Here is an 18,985-nt window from a genome sequence, read left to right on the forward strand (position 1 = left end):
AGCACAATGGAAGCTTCTCTGGAGAGTAACACCCAGACTGTTCCCCTGATAATTGCGCTGTGTTTCCGTATGAAATACAGGCAACCGACACTCTGCGCCTCTTTGAGCTGACGATAACCGTGAGGTTGGCGACGCGAATAGACACGAGGCCATCGGTTCACACCCGGAAAGGCATTACTCTGCCCGCAGCTTAGTCGTCAATGTAAGAATAATGAGTAAGTTACGATGAAAAGAATGTTAATTAACGCGACTCAGCAGGAAGAGTTGCGTGTCGCCCTTGTAGATGGGCAACGTCTGTACGATCTGGATATCGAAAGTCCTGGACACGAACAGAAAAAAGCCAACATCTATAAAGGCAAAATTACCCGTATTGAACCGAGTCTGGAAGCTGCTTTTGTTGATTACGGCGCTGAACGTCACGGTTTCCTCCCGTTAAAAGAAATTGCCCGCGAATACTTTCCCGCTAACTACAACTCCCATGGTCGCCCCAACATTAAAGACGTGTTGCGTGAAGGTCAGGAAGTCATCGTTCAGATCGATAAAGAAGAACGCGGCAACAAAGGCGCTGCGCTGACTACCTTTATCAGCCTGGCGGGTAGTTATCTGGTTCTGATGCCGAACAACCCGCGCGCGGGCGGCATCTCCCGTCGCATTGAAGGCGACGACCGTACCGAATTAAAAGAAGCGCTGGCAAGCCTGGAACTGCCTGATGGCATGGGGCTTATCGTGCGTACCGCAGGTGTAGGCAAATCCGCCGAAGCGCTGCAGTGGGATCTAAGCTTCCGCCTGAAGCACTGGGAAGCGATTCAAAAAGCCGCTGACAGCCGCCCTGCTCCGTTCCTGATCCATCAGGAAAGCAACGTTATCGTGCGTGCCTTCCGCGACTATCTGCGCCAGGACATCGGCGAAATCCTCATCGACAACCCAAAAGTCATGGAGATGGCGCGTCAGCACATCGCCGCGCTGGGTCGTCCGGATTTCAGCAGCAAAATCAAACTGTACACCGGCGAAATCCCGCTGTTCAGCCACTATCAGATCGAGTCTCAGATTGAGTCCGCGTTCCAACGCGAAGTGCGTCTGCCGTCCGGCGGCTCAATCGTTATCGACAGCACTGAAGCACTGACCGCTATCGATATCAACTCCGCACGCGCAACCCGCGGCGGCGACATCGAAGAAACAGCGTTCAACACCAACCTTGAAGCAGCCGATGAAATTGCACGTCAGCTGCGTCTGCGCGATCTCGGCGGTCTGATTGTAATCGACTTCATTGATATGACACCGGTTCGTCACCAGCGCGCGGTTGAAAACCGTCTGCGCGAGGCCGTACGCCAGGACAGAGCGCGTATTCAGATCAGCCATATTTCTCGCTTCGGTCTGCTGGAAATGTCCCGTCAGCGTCTGAGCCCGTCACTGGGTGAATCCAGCCATCACGTGTGCCCGCGCTGCTCCGGCACCGGTACCGTACGTGATAACGAATCACTGTCGCTGTCTATTCTGCGTCTGATCGAAGAAGAAGCACTGAAAGAAAATACGCAGGAAGTACACGCTATTGTTCCTGTGCCGATCGCTTCCTACCTGCTCAACGAAAAGCGTACCGCGGTAAATGCAATCGAGACGCGTCAGAATGGCGTGCGCTGTGTGATCGTGCCAAACGATCAGATGGAAACCCCGCACTATTCTGTGCTGCGCGTACGTAAAGGGGAAGAAACCCCGACCCTGAGCTATCTACTGCCGAAACTGCATGAAGAGGCAATGGCATTGCCGACGGAAGAAGAGTACGTCGAGCGTAAACAGCCTGAGCAACCGGCGCTGGCCACCTTCGCCATGCCAGACGTTCCGCCAGCTCCTGCTCTGCAGGAACCTGCCGCGAAAGCCGCCGCGCCTAAAGCTGCGGCAGCGACCGCAGCCGTTGCCGAACAGCCCGGTTTGATTAGCCGTTTCTTTGGCGCACTGAAGTCCATCTTCGGTGGTAGCGAAGAAGTGAAGCCGGTTGAACAACCTGCGCCGAAAGCTGAAGAGAAAACCGAACGCCAGCAGGATCGTCGTAAACCGCGTCAGAACAATCGTCGCGACCGTAACGATCGTCGTGATAACCGTGATAATCGCGGTGACCGTGACAACCGTAACGAACGTTCAGAAAACGGCGAAAACCGTGAAGATAACCGCCGTAACCGTCGTCAGTCACAGCAGCAAAATGCGGAAGCTCGCGATAACCGCCAGCAAACTACTGACGTTGCAGACAAAGCGAAATCTGGCGATGAGCAGCAGGCTCCGCGTCGCGAACGCAACCGCCGTCGTAACGATGACAAGCGTCAGGCTCAGCAGGAAGTTAAAGAGCTGAACCAGGCTGAACAACCTGTGCAGGATGCCGAGCAGGAAGAGCGCGTACGTCAGCCTCAGACTCGCCGTAAACAGCGTCAGTTGACTCAGAAAGTGCGTTTCACTGACAGCCCGGCGGTTGAAGCCGAAGTAGCAACTGCCGCAGTAGTCGCTGAAACCGCTGCCGCTCAGCCAACAGAACAGCCTGCACCAGCACAACGCACCGAACTGGCGAAAGTTGATCTGCCAGCCGTCGTTGCGACTGAGCAGGAAGACAACAGCGACGCGCGTGACTCCAATGGTATGCCGCGTCGTTCCCGTCGCTCCCCTCGCCATCTGCGCGTCAGTGGACAGCGTCGTCGTCGTTACCGTGACGAGCGTTATCCGGTTCAGTCACCGATGCCGTTAACGGTCGCCTGTGCATCTCCTGAATTAGCGTCCGGTAAAGTTTGGATCCGCTACCCTGTCGCACGTCCTCAGGATCAGCAGGTTGAAGAACAGCGCGAACAAGAAATGGTCCAGCAGCAAGTCGCACCTGTCGCCGTAGAGCCTCAGGTTGCTGCAGCTGCCGTGGAACATATTGTGGATGCCCCTGCGCCAGTTGAAGCCGTGCAGCCAGAGATTGTCGTAGCTGAGCCTCAGGCCCCCGTTGTTGAAACCACACAGGTTGAAACCACGCATCCGGAAGTCATTGCGACCCCGGTCGAGGAACAACCGCAAATTATCGCTGCATCTGATGCGCCCGTTGCAGAAGAAATCGCCGCTGAAGCCGAACCTGTGGCTGACGTTGTGACTGCGCCGGTTGTTGAAGAGCCTGCAGAGGTTGTTATTTCCCAGCCAGAAGTGGTTGAAGAGATTGCCGAAGTTGTGGAAACAGCGCCAGTTGCTGAAGAGATTGCTGCGCCGCAGGAAGTTGTTGCAGCGCCAATTGTAGAAGCGACTGTCGTTAAGCCTGAAGTTGTCGCAGCCAGTGTTGATGCTGAACACCTTCACAGCCATGCGACCGCACCGATGACCCGCGCCCCGGCACCGGAATATGTGCCAGAAGCGCCGCGTCATAGCGACTGGCAGCGTCCGGCATTCGCCTTTGAAGGCAAAGGTGCCGCAGGTGGACACAGTGCAACGCATCAAGCGACTGCGCCAGCAACACGTCCTCAGCCTGTCGAGTAAGCCATAATCAATATCAAAGCCGGCCTTCGGGTCGGCTTTTTTTTATCTGATCTACGCCTTTCATCCCCGTCAGCTGCGGCATAACATCCTTCATTAAGGCCAGAAACTTGCGTAAGCGAATCGGATAGTAACGCGCCCACGGATAAACCAAATGTACAGGCAACGGCGCCGCATGCCACTCAGGTAGCAACGCAACCAGACGTCCGTTGGCAATATCCTCCGCCACCATCCAACTTGAAACAATAGTCACTCCCAACCCCGCCAGCGCGGCATTCCTTGCGACATAAATACTGTCGGTACTTAATCTGGGTGAAATATTCAACGTGACTGGCTCATTACGCAATTGGTGCAACAACGAAACGCTATGTTGATAAAACGTATTCACGGCAATCCAGGGCAGCGCTGATAACTGCTCAGGATGAGAAAGCTCGCCGAATTGTTCCAGCAGCCCAGGGCTCGCCACCATACTACGGGGAACTTCAGCCAGTAAAACGGCAACCGTGGCCGGATCCACCTCGGCACCAACCCTGATAGCGCAGTCAATATTATCGCTCAGAAAATCAACGGTTTTATCGTTGAGCATCCACTCTACTGCTACCTGGGGATAACGCGAAAGAAACTGCAAAAGCGGCTCAAGCAGTTGTTGTTGCCCGAACGCATGCGGTGCACGGACTCGCAACGTCCCCACCGGTTCATCTTCTGTGACATTAAGTCCATCTTCCAGCGCCAGCCAGGCATCAATAATCTTCTTGGCATGCTGGTAGCCTCTTTCGCCGTCGTCGGTCAATTTCATCGCATGCGTGGTACGCATGATCAGTTTCACACCCAGCAGGGTTTCCAGGGATTGCAACCGTCGGCTTACGGTCGCTTGCGTTGTCCCCATCTGTTTTGCCGCTGCCGAAAGCGATCCTGCTTCGACAATACGTACAAACGTACGCATCAGCTCCACCCTGTCTATACGCTCATTTTTTATCATTTTCAGTTTCATCATACGTCTGACGTATAACTGTTTTACCACTGCACTCGCTACCACGCCACTCGCTGAAGGATAAAAATAGCCGCACATCCTGTGATTGAGGAATCATTTGTGAACACATATACCGCACTTTCCCGTTGGGTCACTTTCGTTCTGGCAGTAGGTGCCGGATTCAGTGTCGCTGCTATCTACTATGCTCAACCCCTTCTGCCTTTAATGGGTCAGGATCTGAACTTAAGTATTACCGGCATGGGGTTGGTCCCGACGCTGACCCAGGCGGGATACGCGCTGGGTATTTTGTTTTTATTGCCATTGGGCGATCGTTATGACCGCAGGACATTAATCCTGCTGAAAAGTATCTCTCTTGCTGTGCTGCTTCTGGCATGCAGCTTTACCGGGCAGTTGCATTCACTGTTAATAGTGAGCCTGTTGATGGGCATGGCGGCAACCATGGCACAAGATATTGTGCCTGCGGCGGCAATACTGGCGCCCGAAGGCAAACAGGGAAAAACGGTGGGCACCGTGATGACAGGCCTTCTGCTGGGAATTTTACTCTCACGTACCGTCAGTGGACTGGTCGGTGAGGCGTTTGGCTGGCGTGAGATGTATCAACTTGCTGCCGTTAGCATTGCCGTAATTACCGCGATTATGTGGAAAGCACTGCCTCGTTTTACGGTCCATTCCACGTTGAGCTATCCATCATTAATGCTCTCGATGGTGCAACTTTGGCAACAATATTCCACCTTGCGCCGCGCAGCACTGGCACAAGGCTTTCTGTCCATTGCTTTTAGCGCCTTCTGGTCTACGCTGGCGGTGATGTTATCTGAGCATTACCACCTGGGTAGCGCTATAGCGGGTGCTTTTGGTATCGCGGGAGCAGCCGGAGCGCTTGCTGCACCGATGGCGGGCCATCTTGCTGATAAAGTGGGTGCAGCAAAAGTGACGCAATTGGGTGCTTTGCTGGTAACGGTATCTTTCGCACTGATGTTTTTGTTACCCGCCCTGCCCGTTCAGGGGCAGTGGCTGCTTATCGCCCTTTCGGCGGTAGGTTTTGATCTCGGATTGCAATCCAGCCTGGTTGCCCACCAAAACCTGGTCTATAGCCTGGAGCCTCAGGCACGAGGACGATTGAACGCTCTGCTGTTTACGATGGTGTTTATCGGTATGGCGCTGGGTTCCGTTCTCGGGAGTCAGGTCTATGCGCTTGCCAACTGGGAAGGAGTGGTGACGCTGGCAACATTCAGCAGTGCGATCGCGTTGGTCATAAGACTGACGGGGAACCCGTCGCTTAGTAAGGCGTCGGTTGCCTAAAAAAATGCCCGCTCCGGGGTGTTAAAGGAGCGGGCAGACAAACATACCCAGTTTCATGATATGTTCAAAATGGATCGTTACCGGTTAAGCTGGAACAGCGACATTCCCTGCATATCAGTAAACGTTTTATACGATGCCTGTAGTGCGGCTTGTTGCATCACGTAAGACGAAATCGCGGCGTTCCAGTCGACATCCACCAGATTACTCATCTGCTGAGTTTGCCCCAATGCACGATCGGCGCCCAGTGAATCCAGCGAGCTCAATTCGCTAAGCTGCGTGCCTAATTCTGCACGCACGGACAGCACATTATTCAGCGAGTTTTTAAGACCTCGGCTGGTTTTATCGATGGCTGCAGTGGCAGTAGCTTTTGCCGCATCATTGCCCTCAACCGGTGTCTTAAGCGCATCAATAGCAGTATCCAACATTTTGAACACATTCTTTTCCTGGGTACCGCCGCCTGGCTCCGGTACGGCGTTGCTGGTCAGACTGGCGAAGACTTTATCACCGGTATGACCAATCACCATGGTCCGGGAGGCATCAACCTGCTGGGTGACGTTTGTCGTACCGCCGCTGTAAGCGCCATCAGCCTGGGCAAACGGTGCAGATTCTGTTTTATATCCGCCAAAAATGTAGCGCCCATTACCGTCGGTGCTGTTCGCCAGGTTCATCAGTTGATCGCGGATCCCCTGCAGGTCGGTGGCCAACGATGCACGGTCATCATCACTTAACGTACCGTTTCCCGCACTAACGATTTTTTCCTGCGCGGTCTGGATCGCCGTCGTCACCTGATTCAGCACGTTCTCTTCCAGCGATACTTTTTGCGTCGCGAATGAACGCGCCAGCGTGTATTGGCTGTTCTGCGCCTGAGCCTGCGAAAGTACTACGGCCTGCGAGGCGGCAATCGGATCGTCAGATGGATTGATCACGCGTTTACCCGTCGACATCTGCTCGCCGAACTTCATCCATTCCGCCTGAGAGTTAGTGATGCCGCGCATATTCTGCTGGTACATCATCTGGGTGCTAATACGCATAGTCTCCCTCTCCCTTAGCGAATATTGATCAGTGCATCAAACAGCGCATTCGCAGTTTGCAGAACTTGCGCGTTAGCCAGGTAATATTGTTGATAACGCTGCAAATTTCCGTACTCTTCATCGAGGTTAACCCCGGAAATAGACTGCTGCTGCTTATAAAGCTGCGTTACCACGTTGTTCTGAGTGGTGGCGCTGGTTTTCAGCGTCGCCGTTTTGTTCCCGACATCGCTCACCAGCGTAGCGTAGGCATCATTAAACGTTTTATCACCGACGGTAGACTTGGTTTGCAGATCCAGCAGCTTTTGACCGTTACGGTTATCGCTTTTGCCTTTATCAACATTCGGATCAAGGTCGTTTTTGGATACTTCTGCCATGGCGATTTTCGACTCATCGGTCACCGCCACTTTCATATTGATAATGGCGTCACCCACGGGTTTCACCGTAAAACTGTCATTTGCCAGCGCACCATTTTTGACAGTGATTTCCAGCCCATCAAACGACATTTTTCCGCCAGTGACGGTCGGCTTAAAGCTGGTATTGTCAGCCAGACGGGTTACCTGCCAGTCAGTACCATCAAACGTAATTTTATAGTCTGTGGCTTGCACCGACGAACTATCCGTTATTTTAACATCAAGCGCACCGGTCCCTTTATTCGTCGTATTGCTAAGGACTGCCGGGCCACCAATATCGAAAAAGTTTTTGCCCGGGTCGCCGTTGGCATCAAAACCTTCTTTGTGCTGCGTGTTAAACGCATCAGCAAAAGCGAGAGCCAACTGACCAAGGGTATTACGCGTTTGGTCGAGTTCCTGCGAACGGAACGTCAACAGCCCGCCCAGCGAACCGGTCGTGATCAGCTTTTCCGGGATGGCAACTTCTCCGGCCACGCCGTCAACATAAGCGACAGTCGTGCGAGAGGGATCGTCGCTGGAAGGGACTGCCGCCAGTTGGCGAGCGTTGCTGCCCTGCACCAGCGAATAGCCATTCGCCATGGTCACGTTGTAAGTCCCGCCGTCCTGCACGCTGACTTCCACGCCGACAATTTGGTTCAGTTCACTCACCAACTGGTCGCGCTGGTCGAGTAAATCGTTCGGCGATGCCCCCGCGCCGACGCCCGTCATACGGGAAATCTGGTCGTTAAGGTTGGCAATCTGTTTCGAGTAATTGTTGATCTGGTCAACGCTGGCCTTAATCGCCGTGTTTACCTGCTTGTCCTGATCCCGCAGATATTGGTCGGTTGTTCTGAACTGGTTGACTAAACCTTCCGCTTTGCCGATCAGAGCCTGGCGCGCCGCCGGATCTTCGGCGTTACTGACCAGCGTCTGCAGGCTGGTAAAAAAAACCTGCATTGAGGTCGAAATAGAGCTGGTTTTGCTGGAGAGCAAATTATCGATTTTTGACATTTGCTCATAGCGCGTCGTCAGACCGCTGCTCTGGTTCTGCGCTGCTCTCAACTGGTTAGTGATAAAGGAGTCATATTCACGTTGTACACCAGAAACATAGACGCCATTGCCTACCCAGCCCCCCGCACCCAGCGTGCTGTTCGCTTGCGCCATAATTGTTGTTTGTCGGGTATATCCGGCAACGTTATAGCTGGAGATGTTATTACTGGCAGCATTCAACGCGGCCTGCGCTGCGCTGAGTCCACTCATCGCGTTATTAATCAAGCTGGACATGGAGGTTCCTTGTAATCCTTCAATACTCGTTATTATCGGCAGCAGGTCGGTAGACTTGAGCTATTTAAAAGAGATTATCGAGATTCGTGCTGTAGGTTTTACTCACCTTTTCGCTCATCGATTTCAACTGCTGGATCATGCTGGTTAATTTACGTGCATAGTTAGGGTCTGTGGCGTAACCCGCATTTTGCAATGCCTGCGCCCCCTGTTCGGCGGTCGCGGCAGCGGTCACCGCCGCATAGCGCGGGTTACGGGATATCAGACCGACATAATCCGACAAAGCCTCAAGGTAAGAGCTATAGACACGGAATCTGGCTTTCACCTTTTTCGCCTCACCGTTCTCATATTCAGTGGTGGTGATTTCAGTGGTTGGACCTTTCCAGCTTCCCGAAGCCTTCACACCAAAAATGTTGAAACTCGGTTCGCCATTCTCGCGACGAATTTGTCGCTGCCCCCATCCGGACTCCAGCGCCGCCTGCGCCAAAATCAGATGATGCGGGACCCCGCTCTGCTGACTGGCCAGCTTAGCCGGCAGTGACAGCTGGGCGAGGAAGTCTTTGCTGTCACCTGACAGCGGCTGATCATTACTTTCTGTCGCCCGGGGGATGGCTTTGCGGACCAGTTGCGTCAGTGCCTGATTTTGATAGCTGGTCACCGTTTCCAGTGAAAACTTCATCGGCACCTGCGGCGCGTCATCCGCAGGTTGCGCTTGCCCTTCAGTCATCTGCTTGACCATCATTTCAGCCAGCCCCAGACCTTTGCCTGCGGTCATCTGCTGCGCAATTTGTTGGTCATACATGCTGGTATACAAGCGCGTTGAATCGCTGCTAAACACGCCATCTTTCGGTAACGCTTCACGCATGCTTTTCAACATCATTTGCACGAACATCCCTTCAACCTGACGGGCGACCGGGCGGATATTCGCCGCCGGGTCCTGACCCGCTTTCGCTTTCAGTTCGTTCAGAGATTGCGCATCCCAGGCGGCACTGGTCAGCAGTTTGCTGTCACCAATCATTAGATGATTTCCAGTTTGGCGCGTAAGCAACCCGCGCTCTGCATCGATTGCAGAATGGACATCAAATCCATCGGCGTTGCTCCCAGCGCATTCAGCGCACGCACAACATTGTTCAGGTTGGCGCTGGAACGCACGCTTTGCAGCGAACCACCACTTTGGCGCAGGTCAATCTGAGTTTGTGGCGTCACTACGGTTTGTCCACCGCCAAACGGTGTGTCCGGCTGGCTGACGTTCGCCTGGCGGTTCACCGTGATCGACAAGTTGCCTTGTGCCACGGCACAGCTATCCAGCGTTACTTCGCGGTTCATGACGACAGATCCGGTGCGCGAGTTGATAATCACTTTCGCATCCTGCGGCGTGACGTTCACCTCCATATTCTGGATATCAGCAAGGAAACGCACCTGCGAGCTGTTGCCGCTTGGCACGCGCACCTGAATAGTGCGGGCATCCAACGCCGTTGCGCTGCCAAAGCCACGCGAGCGGTTAATGGTGTCGGTAATCTGCTGCGCCATCGTGAAATCTTCATTATTCAGTTGCAGATTAATGGTGTTACCGCCGCCGAACTGGCTGGGTAATTCACGTTCGATGGTCGCGCCGTTGGTAATGCGTCCGCCATTGAGCTGGTTTACCTGCACGCTGCTGCCACCCGCAGCAGCGCCGGCACCGCCAACCAGAATATTCCCCTGCGCCAACGCATATACCTGACTATCGACCCCTTTTAACGGGGTCATCAGCAGCGTTCCGCCGCGCAGGCTTTTAGCGTTCCCCATGGAAGAGACTACAACGTCAATAGTTTGCCCCTGACGACCAAAGGCCGGGAACTGGGCGGTGACCATTACCGCTGCCACGTTTTTCAACTGCATATTGGTGCCGGTGGGCACGGTGATCCCCAACTGCGACAGCATGTTGTTGAGCGTTTGCGTGGTAAACGGCGTCTGGGTGGTCTGGTCACCTGTACCATCCAGACCCACAACCAACCCATAACCAATCAGCGAGTTTTCCCGCACGCCCTGCACGCTGGTCAGGTCACGAATACGGTCGGCATGCGCGAAGGCGGTTACCAGCACCAGTGCCATTCCAACAAAAAATTTAAACACGGGGTACCTCGCTTACATCGGCGACAAGTTAAGGAAGAAACGCTGCAACCAGCCCATATTTTGCGCTTCATTGATGTAGCCGTTGCCGACGTACTCAATACGCGCGTCCGCAACCTGGGTTGACGGTACGGAGTTGCTGCCACTGATGGTGCGCGGGTTAACGACCCCGGAGAAGCGAATGAATTCAGTGCCCTGATTTATGGCGATCTGTTTTTCACCCACGACATGTAAGTTGCCATTCACCAGTACCTGATCGACCGTTACGGTCAGCGTACCGCTGAAGGTATTTCTGGCGTTCGCGCCGCCTTTACCGTTAAAGGAGTTACCGCCTGAGGCTTCTACGTCGGCACGTTCGTTACCGAACAGACCTTGCAGATAGCGCGGTACGGTATCAAAGCCAAAGTTTGTCTTGCCGTCGCGGCTGGCGTTCGCCGAAGAGCTTTTGCTCGCGCTGACGTTTTCCTGCAATACGATGGTCAGCGTATCGCCAATATTGCGTGGACGACGGTCTTCAAAGAGTGGCTGATAACCATAGTTAATCGGTTGTGCCGACTGGAAGATTGAGCCATTCGCCACCGGCGTTGGACCTGGAACGGGCTGGGCAGTCGTCGCACCCTGCACGAGGGGCGTGGCCGGGATCCAGGCACATCCTGTTAGTGAAACCACCAGCAGGGCTAAAATAGGGTATGGGTGAAGCGCGTATTTTCGCATTGCGGTCATCTTCAAAATCAGTGTGCCGGTGAGGTTTTCACCCCACCGGACTCCACTTTAGAGTTGCGTCAGTTTTTGCAGCATCTGATCGGTGGTCGATACCGCTTTACTGTTGATTTCGTAAGCGCGCTGAACCTGGATCATGTTTACCAGCTCTTCCGCCACGTTGACGTTAGAGGTTTCAACATAGCCCTGATACAGCAGACCCGCGCCGTTCAACCCCGGCGTGCTCTCGTTCGGCGCACCGGATGACTGCGTTTCGGTGTACAGATTCTCACCAATGCTTTCCAGACCGGTATCGTTCATAAATGTTGTCAGGTTAAGCTGCCCGACCTGAACAGGCGCCGCCTGTCCCTGCTGGGTCACGCTGACAATACCGTCGCGTCCAATGGTGATACTGAGCGAGTTAGCCGGAATGGTGATGGCAGGCTGAACCTGAAAACCACCCGCCGTCACCAACTGGCCGTTCTGATCCACCTGGAAAGAACCGTCGCGGGTATAAGCGGACGTACCATCGGGCAACATGACCTGGAAAAAGCCCTGGCCTTTAATCGCCACATCTTTACTGTTGTTGGTCTGCGACAGGTTACCCTGGCTGTGTAAACGCTCGGTTGCAACCGGACGTACACCGGTACCAATCTGCAAACCAGACGGCAGCGTGGTTTGTTCAGAAGACTGTGCGCCAGGCTGACGAATCGTCTGGTACAACAGATCTTCAAACACGGCGCGTTGACGCTTAAATCCGTTGGTGCTGACGTTTGCCAGGTTGTTGGCAATCACATCCATGTTGGTTTGCTGCGCATCCAGGCCGGTTTTGGCGATCCATAATGAACTGATCATAAAATGTCCTGTATTAACTCATCGACAGCAGTTGGTTGGCGCGGCCCGCGTTATCATCCACGCTACTGATAATTTTCATCTGCATTTCAAAGCGGCGGGCGTTGGCGATCATGTCGCTCATCGCAGCAACCGGTTTAACGTTACTGCCTTCCAGCACGCCCGACATCACACGGATACTGGGGTCGGCCTGTAACGTCGCACCACGGGTAGCCTGTGCGGCCTGGGTCAGACGGAACATACCGTCATCGCCACGTTGCACTTCGATCCCTGTTGCCTTCACCAGCTTCAGCCGCCCCACTGGCGCTACGGTATTCGCCGGATCGCCAGGGTTAAGTGCAGAAATTGTCCCGTCCGCCGCAATGGTGACTTCTGAACCTTCCGGTACGGCTATCGGTCCGGCTTCGCCAATTACCGGGTGTCCCTGAATTGTCAGTTCACCCGTTGGGCTTACCTGAATAGCGCCGTTACGGGTATATCCTTCGCTACCATCCGCGGTCTGCACAGCCAACCAGCCATCCTGTTGCAGCGCCACATCCAGCGGGCGGGAGGTATAGTCCATCTGACCCGGCGTCATGTCGGCCCCCGGTGTGGAGGCCACGACCAGCGTACGCGTCGGTAAAGACAATCCTTCTACAGGAACCGCGCGCAGTGCATTGAGCTGCGCACGAAACCCTGGCGTGGAGGCGTTTGCCAGGTTGCTGGCCGTCACCGCCTGTTGATTCAGCGTCTGACTGGCCGCGCCCATGGCGGTATAAATTGCGTGATCCATTAAGCCATCCCGTCAGGCGCTTAGCGCAGGTTGACCAGCGTGTTGAGGATCTGATCCTGGGTTTTGATGGTCTGCGCGTTCGACTGATAGTTACGCTGGGCGACAATCATATTCACCAGTTCTTTACTCAAATCCACGTTTGACGCTTCAAGCGCCCCGTTGGTCAGCTTGCCGAAGTTACCCGTACCCGCGGTACCCAGCAGCGCCACACCGGAGGCCTGAGTGGCCGCCCAGACGTTGTCGCCCTGAGACGCCAGACCTTCGTTGTTGGCAAAGTTTGCCAGCACGATCTGTCCTAGAACCTGTTGCTGTTCGTTGGAGTAGTTGCCGACTACGGTACCGTCATTGTTAATCTGGTAGCTCACCAGATCGCCTGGTTTGTAGCCGTCCTGTTTAGTGGCAACAATGTTGTTGGCACCGGTGTTCTGCTGCATGGAGTTCTGGAAACTCATTGCGAAGGTGACAGCCGGTGCGCCATTGAGCGCAGCTGTGGTGATATTGAATGTACCGCCGCCGATTAGCGCTCCATTAGTATCAAATTCCAGCGTGGACGTCGGTGCGGTTGGTACAGCAGCCTTAGGATCACTGCTATCAACGGTATAGACAGCCCATTTGTTATCAGGCTGTTTTACAAAATAGGCGTTAACTTCGTGGGCATTTCCCAGACTGTCATAAACGGTGACGGGGCCTTTTTTGTTATAGCTGTCAGCATCTTTCGGATCAAACTTTGTCGTTGTCGGGATTTTATCCGATGAGTTGAGGTTGATCTGCATTGAGGCCTTGCTGGTTGCCTGTGCCGCCATCAATGTGTTGGGGATCGTAATCGGCCCCGGGTTTGCACCCTGCTGAACTGTCGGTGGTGTACCGGTAGCCGGATAGCCCGTCAACTGCAGCCCCTGCATATTAACGATATTGCGGTTTTCATCGAGTTTGAACTGACCGTTACGGCTGAAGAAAACAGAACCGTTACTGTCTACCATGCGGAAAAAACCGTTCTGGCTGATAGCAACATCCAGACCACGTCCGGTGTTGGTGGTAGTACCGTCAGTAAAGTCCTGAGTAATACCCGCAACTTTAACGCCCAAACCGACTTTCGAACCGGCAAACATATCGGCAAAAGATGCCGTACCGGATTTAAAACCGTAGGTGGCGGAGTTGGCGATGTTGTTACCAATGACATCGAGGTTGGTCGCTGCAGCGTTCAGACCGCTGACCGCTTGAGAAAAGGCCATGACTTACTCCTGATAAGTGTGAAGGCTTAAATTATCTGCCGTACTTCGTCGAGGGTGGTGGTTCCATAGGTGCCAAGATCCAGCGTATTACCGCCGTTACTGCGAATAACGCCCTGCACCAGCGCAAACTGAAGCGGCTGTGCCACCAGTTGCGTTCCGCCATTGCTGGCAGCAATTGACACGTTGTAAGAACCGCTTGGTGCATCCGTGCCATCGGTCATGGTGCCGTCCCAGGTAAAGGTATGAACGCCCGCTTTCAATCCACCAATGTCAATGGTGCGTACCACTTTGCCGTCTTTATCGGTAATGGTTGCGGTAACCTTATCTGCCGGTTGCTGCAGCTCAACGCCAAATGGTGTTGTCGTGGTTTTGGCACCCTCTTCCGTCCCTTTACCGGTCAGGATGGTAGTACCCGGGATCATGACCCCGTGGCCAATCAGCGTACTGGCCTGCAGCGACTGACTGTTGTCGATCTGCCCGGAGATCGACCCTAACGTGGTGTTCAGTTTCTCAATCCCGCTCACGGTACTGATTTGCGCCAACTGGGTAGTCAGTTCGTTGTTTTGCAGCGGGTTGGTAGGATCCTGGTTTTTCAGTTGTGCAACCAGCAGCGTAAGAAAGCTGCTCTGCAGATCAGCGGCATTGCTGCCCGTCAGGGAGCTATTCCCCGTGGCGGCATTAACCCCCGTCGTGCTCGGGTCATTCATTTTTACAGCAATAGACATGTGCGCCTCCTTTACTGGCCTAGCGTCAACGTTTTGAGCATCAGGCTTTTCACGGTGTTGAGCACTTCGACGTTTGCCTGGTAGCTACGCGAGGCTGACATGGTGTTGACCATCTCACCAACGACGTCCACATTCGGCATTTTTACGTAGCCATTCGCATCGGCCAGCGGATTACCGGGTTCATAAACCAGCTTATCCGGTGCCTGACTTTCAATGACGTCAGCAACTTTTACGCCACCAGTTGCCGCACCTGGCGCAGCATCTACCTGAAAAACAACCTGTTTCGCGCGATACGGCTGACCGTCGGGCCCGCTGACGCTATCCGCATTCGCCATGTTACTGGCCGCGACGTTCAGGCGTTTAGACTGAGCCGTCAGCGCAGAACCTGCGATATCAAAAATATTTAACAGCGCCACGAATTAGTTCCCTCCTTGCAGCACGTTCATCATGCCTTTGATTTGCCCACCCAGCGCGGTCAGCCCCATTTGATACTTGAGGCTGTTGTCTGCAAATTGCGTGCGCTCCCGGTCCATATCCACCGTGTTGCCATCAAGAGATGGCTGGTCAGGAATACGGTAGAGCAGCTCCGTAGACGGCGAAGAAACGGTCTGGGCCGGAATGTGTTGTGCAGAGGTCAGCGTCAACGAAACGCCGCCGGTTTCTTCCCGTCCTCGCACCATGACTTTTTTTAATTCACTGGCGAAATCCAGGTCGCGCGCCTGGTACCCCGGCGTGTCGGCATTGGCAATGTTGGCCGCCAATATTTCCTGGCGTTGGGCGCGCAAATTCAGCGCTTCCTGTTGAAAACGTAAGGCGGCGTCGAGCTTATCGAGCATATCTCCTCCGCAAATGACAAAATTCAGCCGACAGCTTAAATCCCATTACGCGCGCGTTATCGCCGGAATAAACGCAAAATGCGTCGCTATTTGTTGCGTTGATGACTGCGTCACACAGGTAAAATCCTGCCACTACCTGAAAAAGCGCGAGGTTTTGATGCAAACGTTTAAACGTGGAATAGTCGTGGCAGCACTGCTGTTCAGCCCTATGACGCTGGCGCAAGACCTGAATTCGCAGCTAACGGCATGGTTTTCCCAGCGCCTGGCCGGATTTAGCGATGAGGTGGTGGTCACTATCCGAACGTCGCCAAACTTATTGCCGAGCTGTGAGCAACCGGCATTAAGCGTGTCAGGTAGCGCGAAACTGTGGGGTAATGTGAATGTGCTGGCTCGCTGTGCCAACGAAAAACGTTATCTGCAGGTGAACGTCCAGGCGACGGGAAACTACGTAGTAGCCGCCGCGCCTGTAGCGCGAGGTAGCACCCTGACCCCAGCCAGCGTAACGCTGAAACGTGGTCGACTGGACCAACTACCGCCGCGCGCGGTGCTGGATATGAGTCAGGTGCAGGATGCTGTGAGCCTGCGCGATCTGGTCCCTGGTCAACCGATACAGCTTTCGATGTTGCGCCAGGCATGGCGGATCAAGGCCGGTCAGCGCGTGCTGGTTATTGCCAACGGAGATGGCTTTCGGGTTAACGCCGAAGGTAAAGCGCTGAACAACGCCGCTGTCGCACAGAATGCGCGAGTGCGGATGATTTCAGGCCAGGTGGTGAGCGGCGTCGTCGATTCTGATGGGAATATTCTTATTAACCTATAATAGGTTAAAGATTTTTTAGCGTGTGCCGATAGATAAACAACCAATGATTACAGCGGGCCGCTATAGCGTAACCCCTCGATGAGGAAAAATAAAATGAGCATTGATCGTACCTCACCATTGAAGCCAGTAAGCACCGTTCAGCCGCGTGAAACCAGCGATGCGCCGGTACAAAAAGCGCAGAAGGAAAAAACCACCGCGACCACCAGCACCAGCGTCATGCTGAGCGACGCCCAGGCCAAACTGATGCAGCCCGGCACCAATGACATCAATATGGAACGCGTGGAAGCACTGAAAACCGCAATCCGTAACGGTGAATTGAAAATGGATACCGGAAAAATTGCCGACTCGCTGATTCGCGAGGCGCAGAGCTACCTACAGAGTAAATAAAGTATGACTCGTTTGTCAGAAATACTTGACCAGATGACGACTGTCCTCAATGACCTGAAAACGGTAATGGATGCTGAACAGCAGCAGCTTTCCGCAGGGCATATCAATGGCAGCCAGCTACAGCGTATTACAGAAGAAAAAAGCTCGCTGCTGGCAACCCTTGATTATCTTGAGCAACAGCGCCGCCTGGAGCATGACGCCACGCGCAGCGCCAATGATGAGATTGCTGAACGCTGGCAGACTATCACCATGAAAACACAGCACTTACGTGACCTCAACCAGCACAATGGCTGGCTGCTGGAAGGGCAGATCGAGCGTAATCAACAAGCAATACAAGTGCTGAAACCGCACCAGGAACCGGCGTTATATGGCGCAAACGGTCAAACTTCAGCTGCGCACCGCGGCGGGAAAAAATTCTCTATCTGATGCAAGCCTGATAACGTTTTGCTTATCAGGCCTACACTTTTTGTAGGCCGGATACGGCGTTATGCCGCCATCCGGCATTGATTCTTTATGCCGTCCGGCGCACAAACTCTTTTACTTTAAAGCCCAGCACAGCGAGTGCTACGAAGTAAGCAGCAATACCTGCCACCACGACCGCCATCAGACGCAGCAGGCGCCACAACATCGTTCCCTGCGACCAATCTGGCATGATGTAGAGCATCCCAACCAGCACCGCCGACATCACCAACACGGAAATCACCAGTCGCGCCAGGAACCAGGTCCAGCCCGGTTGCGGGGTGAAGATTTTCTGCTTACGCAACTGCCAGTACAGCAGTGAAGCGTTCAGACACGCCGCCAGACCAATCGACAGCGACAGCCCGGCATGCTTTAACGGCCCGATAAACGCCAGGTTCATCACCTGGGTCATAATCAGCGTCACAATGGCAATCTTCACTGGCGTTTTTATATCCTGGCGCGAGTAAAAGCCCGGAGCCAACACTTTCACCACGATCAAACCAATCAAACCTACCGAATACGCCACCAGCGCACGCTGGGTCATCGCGGCATCAAAGGCGGTAAATTTACCGTACTGGAACAGAGACACCGTCAGTGGTTTGGCCAGAATACCCAACGCTACGGCACTCGGTAATGCCAACAGGAAACACAAGCGCAGGCCCCAGTCCATCAGGCGACAATACTCATCATGATTACCGCTGGAAAAGCTTTTGGACAGCGATGGCAGCAGGATAGTCCCCAGCGCTACGCCAAGCACACCGGACGGAAACTCCATCAGACGGTCGGCATAGTACATCCACGAAACTGAGCCAGAGGCCAAAAACGAGGCGAATATCGTATTGATAATCAGTGAAATCTGGCTGACTGATACCCCAAGGATCGCCGGGCCCATCTGCTTGACGACACGCATCGCCCCCGCATCGCGGAAGTTCACACGCGGCAGTACCAGCATGCCAATTTTCTTCAGATGCGGAAGCTGATAAATCAGCTGTAGCACGCCACCCACGGTAACGGCCCACGCCAGCGCCAGCACTGGCGGATGAAAATAAGGGGCCGCAAACAACGCGAAACCGATCATGCTGATATTCAGAAAAGTCGGGGCAAACGCAGGAATAGAAAAGCGGTTCCAGGTGTTAAGGATCGCACCAACCAGTGAGGCCAGTGAAATCAGTAGAATATAGGGAAAAGTGATCCGCAGCAGTTGAGTAGTCAGCGCAAATTTATCCGCTGTGTCGGCAAACCCCGGCGCGGTAACTAAAATCACCCATGGCGCAGCCAACATCCCGGCTACCGTCACCACAGCCAGCGCCAGCGTCAACAGTCCGGAAACGTAGGCAACAAACACGCGGGTAGCATCTTCCCCCTGCTTGCTTTTATACTCAGCAAGAATCGGCACAAACGCCTGCGAAAATGCGCCTTCGGCAAAAATTCGGCGCAGCAGGTTAGGAAGTTTGAATGCCACAAAAAAGGCATCTGTCGCCATCCCTGCACCAAAGATTCTGGCGACAATCGCATCACGCGCAAAACCCAGCACACGTGAAAACATCGTCATCGAGCTGACGGCTGCCAGCGACTTTAATAAATTCATCTATGTTGTATTCCAGACTCTGAGGCAAA

Annotated in this window: 18 protein-coding genes; 5 read left to right on the top strand and 13 right to left on the bottom strand. The window is 54.0% G+C overall.

What is annotated here, in order from left to right; translation table 11 throughout:
• The first annotated feature begins 225 nt into the window (after nt 1-225).
• Nucleotides 226-3,489: a ribonuclease E gene (gene rne / locus GUC46_RS14650; protein ID WP_130714769.1), complete on the top strand. Its 3,264-nt coding sequence runs from the start codon at nt 226-228 to the stop codon at nt 3,487-3,489.
• A gap of 13 nt (nt 3,490-3,502) precedes the next feature.
• Here the strand turns inward: rne and GUC46_RS14655 are convergent, their stop codons facing one another.
• Nucleotides 3,503-4,555, bottom strand: coding sequence for a LysR family transcriptional regulator (locus GUC46_RS14655; RefSeq protein WP_130714770.1), 1,053 nt, complete (start codon nt 4,553-4,555; stop codon nt 3,503-3,505).
• A 21-nt stretch (nt 4,556-4,576) separates the two neighbouring features.
• Here GUC46_RS14655 and GUC46_RS14660 point away from each other — a divergent pair, with 21 nt between their 5' ends.
• On the top strand, nt 4,577-5,776 hold the full coding sequence (locus GUC46_RS14660; RefSeq protein WP_130714771.1) for an MFS transporter: 1,200 nt from the start codon (nt 4,577-4,579) through the stop codon (nt 5,774-5,776).
• Nucleotides 5,777-5,853: 77 nt separating this feature from the next.
• Here GUC46_RS14660 and flgL read toward each other — a convergent pair whose 3' ends face one another.
• The 11 genes from flgL to flgB form a co-directional block, all read right to left on the bottom strand.
• Nucleotides 5,854-6,807, bottom strand: coding sequence for a flagellar hook-associated protein FlgL (flgL, locus tag GUC46_RS14665; RefSeq protein ID WP_003836751.1), 954 nt, complete (start codon nt 6,805-6,807; stop codon nt 5,854-5,856).
• 14 nt (nt 6,808-6,821) lie between these two features.
• Complete coding sequence (gene flgK / locus GUC46_RS14670; protein WP_160180423.1) at nt 6,822-8,480, bottom strand: flagellar hook-associated protein FlgK; 1,659 nt, start codon at nt 8,478-8,480, stop codon at nt 6,822-6,824.
• A gap of 64 nt (nt 8,481-8,544) precedes the next feature.
• On the bottom strand, nt 8,545-9,495 hold the full coding sequence (gene flgJ, locus GUC46_RS14675; RefSeq protein WP_003836755.1) for a flagellar assembly peptidoglycan hydrolase FlgJ: 951 nt from the start codon (nt 9,493-9,495) through the stop codon (nt 8,545-8,547).
• Nucleotides 9,495-10,571: a flagellar basal body P-ring protein FlgI gene (locus GUC46_RS14680; RefSeq protein WP_057063917.1), complete on the bottom strand. Its 1,077-nt coding sequence runs from the start codon at nt 10,569-10,571 to the stop codon at nt 9,495-9,497. Before GUC46_RS14680 ends, flgJ begins: the two co-directional genes overlap by 1 nt.
• 33 nt (nt 10,572-10,604) lie before the next feature.
• A complete protein-coding gene (flgH, locus tag GUC46_RS14685; RefSeq protein WP_003836756.1) occupies nt 10,605-11,303 on the bottom strand; it encodes a flagellar basal body L-ring protein FlgH in 699 nt (232 codons plus the stop codon).
• A 57-nt stretch (nt 11,304-11,360) separates the two neighbouring features.
• Nucleotides 11,361-12,143 (bottom strand): flagellar basal-body rod protein FlgG, encoded by a 783-nt coding sequence (flgG, locus tag GUC46_RS14690; RefSeq protein WP_003036202.1) that lies wholly within the window; start codon nt 12,141-12,143, stop codon nt 11,361-11,363.
• Nucleotides 12,144-12,156: 13 nt separating this feature from the next.
• On the bottom strand, nt 12,157-12,912 hold the full coding sequence (locus GUC46_RS14695) for a flagellar basal body rod protein FlgF (protein ID WP_003036200.1): 756 nt from the start codon (nt 12,910-12,912) through the stop codon (nt 12,157-12,159).
• Between the two features lie 20 nt (nt 12,913-12,932).
• Complete coding sequence (gene flgE, locus GUC46_RS14700; protein ID WP_044711584.1) at nt 12,933-14,144, bottom strand: flagellar hook protein FlgE; 1,212 nt, start codon at nt 14,142-14,144, stop codon at nt 12,933-12,935.
• Nucleotides 14,145-14,170: 26 nt separating this feature from the next.
• Nucleotides 14,171-14,869, bottom strand: a complete 699-nt coding sequence (flgD, locus tag GUC46_RS14705) for a flagellar hook assembly protein FlgD (protein WP_003832158.1) — start codon at nt 14,867-14,869, stop codon at nt 14,171-14,173.
• Nucleotides 14,870-14,880: 11 nt separating this feature from the next.
• Nucleotides 14,881-15,285, bottom strand: coding sequence for a flagellar basal body rod protein FlgC (flgC, locus tag GUC46_RS14710; RefSeq protein WP_003036191.1), 405 nt, complete (start codon nt 15,283-15,285; stop codon nt 14,881-14,883).
• Nucleotides 15,286-15,288: 3 nt separating this feature from the next.
• Nucleotides 15,289-15,705 (bottom strand): flagellar basal body rod protein FlgB, encoded by a 417-nt coding sequence (flgB, locus tag GUC46_RS14715; RefSeq protein ID WP_003846806.1) that lies wholly within the window; start codon nt 15,703-15,705, stop codon nt 15,289-15,291.
• A gap of 157 nt (nt 15,706-15,862) precedes the next feature.
• Between flgB and flgA the strand changes: the two genes are divergently transcribed.
• The 3 genes from flgA to flgN all read left to right on the top strand — a co-directional run bounded on the left by flgA (nt 15,863) and on the right by flgN (nt 17,335).
• The gene (gene flgA / locus GUC46_RS14720; protein WP_003036186.1) at nt 15,863-16,522 is read left to right on the top strand and encodes a flagellar basal body P-ring formation chaperone FlgA; all 660 of its coding nucleotides are present in this window, start codon (nt 15,863-15,865) and stop codon (nt 16,520-16,522) included.
• A gap of 93 nt (nt 16,523-16,615) precedes the next feature.
• Nucleotides 16,616-16,909 carry a flagellar biosynthesis anti-sigma factor FlgM gene (gene flgM, locus GUC46_RS14725; protein ID WP_003036183.1) on the top strand — a complete coding sequence of 98 codons (294 nt, stop codon included), beginning with the start codon at nt 16,616-16,618 and terminating at the stop codon, nt 16,907-16,909.
• 3 nt (nt 16,910-16,912) lie between these two features.
• Entirely contained in the window at nt 16,913-17,335 is a 423-nt protein-coding gene (gene flgN, locus GUC46_RS14730) for a flagella biosynthesis chaperone FlgN (RefSeq protein ID WP_088902460.1), read from the top strand.
• Between the two features lie 85 nt (nt 17,336-17,420).
• Here flgN and murJ read toward each other — a convergent pair whose 3' ends face one another.
• Nucleotides 17,421-18,956 (bottom strand): murein biosynthesis integral membrane protein MurJ, encoded by a 1,536-nt coding sequence (gene murJ / locus GUC46_RS14735; RefSeq protein ID WP_088902461.1) that lies wholly within the window; start codon nt 18,954-18,956, stop codon nt 17,421-17,423.
• Nucleotides 18,957-18,985: the final 29 nt, after the last annotated feature.

It is taken from the genome of Citrobacter sp. LUTT5, from assembly GCF_009905315.1.
Taxonomy (GTDB): Bacteria; Pseudomonadota; Gammaproteobacteria; order Enterobacterales; family Enterobacteriaceae; genus Citrobacter; species Citrobacter freundii.

Excerpts from the sequence above, each read along its gene's own strand:
- rne (WP_130714769.1), top strand. The coding sequence starts at position 226 with ATGAAAAGAATGTTAATTAACGCGACTCAGCAGGAAGAGTTGCGTGTC.
- GUC46_RS14655 (WP_130714770.1), bottom strand. The coding sequence starts at position 4,555 with ATGTGCGGCTATTTTTATCCTTCAGCGAGTGGCGTGGTAGCGAGTGCA.
- flgL (WP_003836751.1), bottom strand. The coding sequence starts at position 6,807 with ATGCGTATTAGCACCCAGATGATGTACCAGCAGAATATGCGCGGCATC.
- flgK (WP_160180423.1), bottom strand. The coding sequence starts at position 8,480 with ATGTCCAGCTTGATTAATAACGCGATGAGTGGACTCAGCGCAGCGCAG.
- flgJ (WP_003836755.1), bottom strand. The coding sequence starts at position 9,495 with ATGATTGGTGACAGCAAACTGCTGACCAGTGCCGCCTGGGATGCGCAA.
- GUC46_RS14680 (WP_057063917.1), bottom strand. The coding sequence starts at position 10,571 with ATGGCACTGGTGCTGGTAACCGCCTTCGCGCATGCCGACCGTATTCGT.
- flgH (WP_003836756.1), bottom strand. The coding sequence starts at position 11,303 with ATGCGAAAATACGCGCTTCACCCATACCCTATTTTAGCCCTGCTGGTG.
- flgG (WP_003036202.1), bottom strand. The coding sequence starts at position 12,143 with ATGATCAGTTCATTATGGATCGCCAAAACCGGCCTGGATGCGCAGCAA.
- GUC46_RS14695 (WP_003036200.1), bottom strand. The coding sequence starts at position 12,912 with ATGGATCACGCAATTTATACCGCCATGGGCGCGGCCAGTCAGACGCTG.
- flgE (WP_044711584.1), bottom strand. The coding sequence starts at position 14,144 with ATGGCCTTTTCTCAAGCGGTCAGCGGTCTGAACGCTGCAGCGACCAAC.
- flgD (WP_003832158.1), bottom strand. The coding sequence starts at position 14,869 with ATGTCTATTGCTGTAAAAATGAATGACCCGAGCACGACGGGGGTTAAT.
- flgB (WP_003846806.1), bottom strand. The coding sequence starts at position 15,705 with ATGCTCGATAAGCTCGACGCCGCCTTACGTTTTCAACAGGAAGCGCTG.
- flgA (WP_003036186.1), top strand. The coding sequence starts at position 15,863 with ATGCAAACGTTTAAACGTGGAATAGTCGTGGCAGCACTGCTGTTCAGC.
- flgM (WP_003036183.1), top strand. The coding sequence starts at position 16,616 with ATGAGCATTGATCGTACCTCACCATTGAAGCCAGTAAGCACCGTTCAG.
- flgN (WP_088902460.1), top strand. The coding sequence starts at position 16,913 with ATGACTCGTTTGTCAGAAATACTTGACCAGATGACGACTGTCCTCAAT.
- murJ (WP_088902461.1), bottom strand. The coding sequence starts at position 18,956 with ATGAATTTATTAAAGTCGCTGGCAGCCGTCAGCTCGATGACGATGTTT.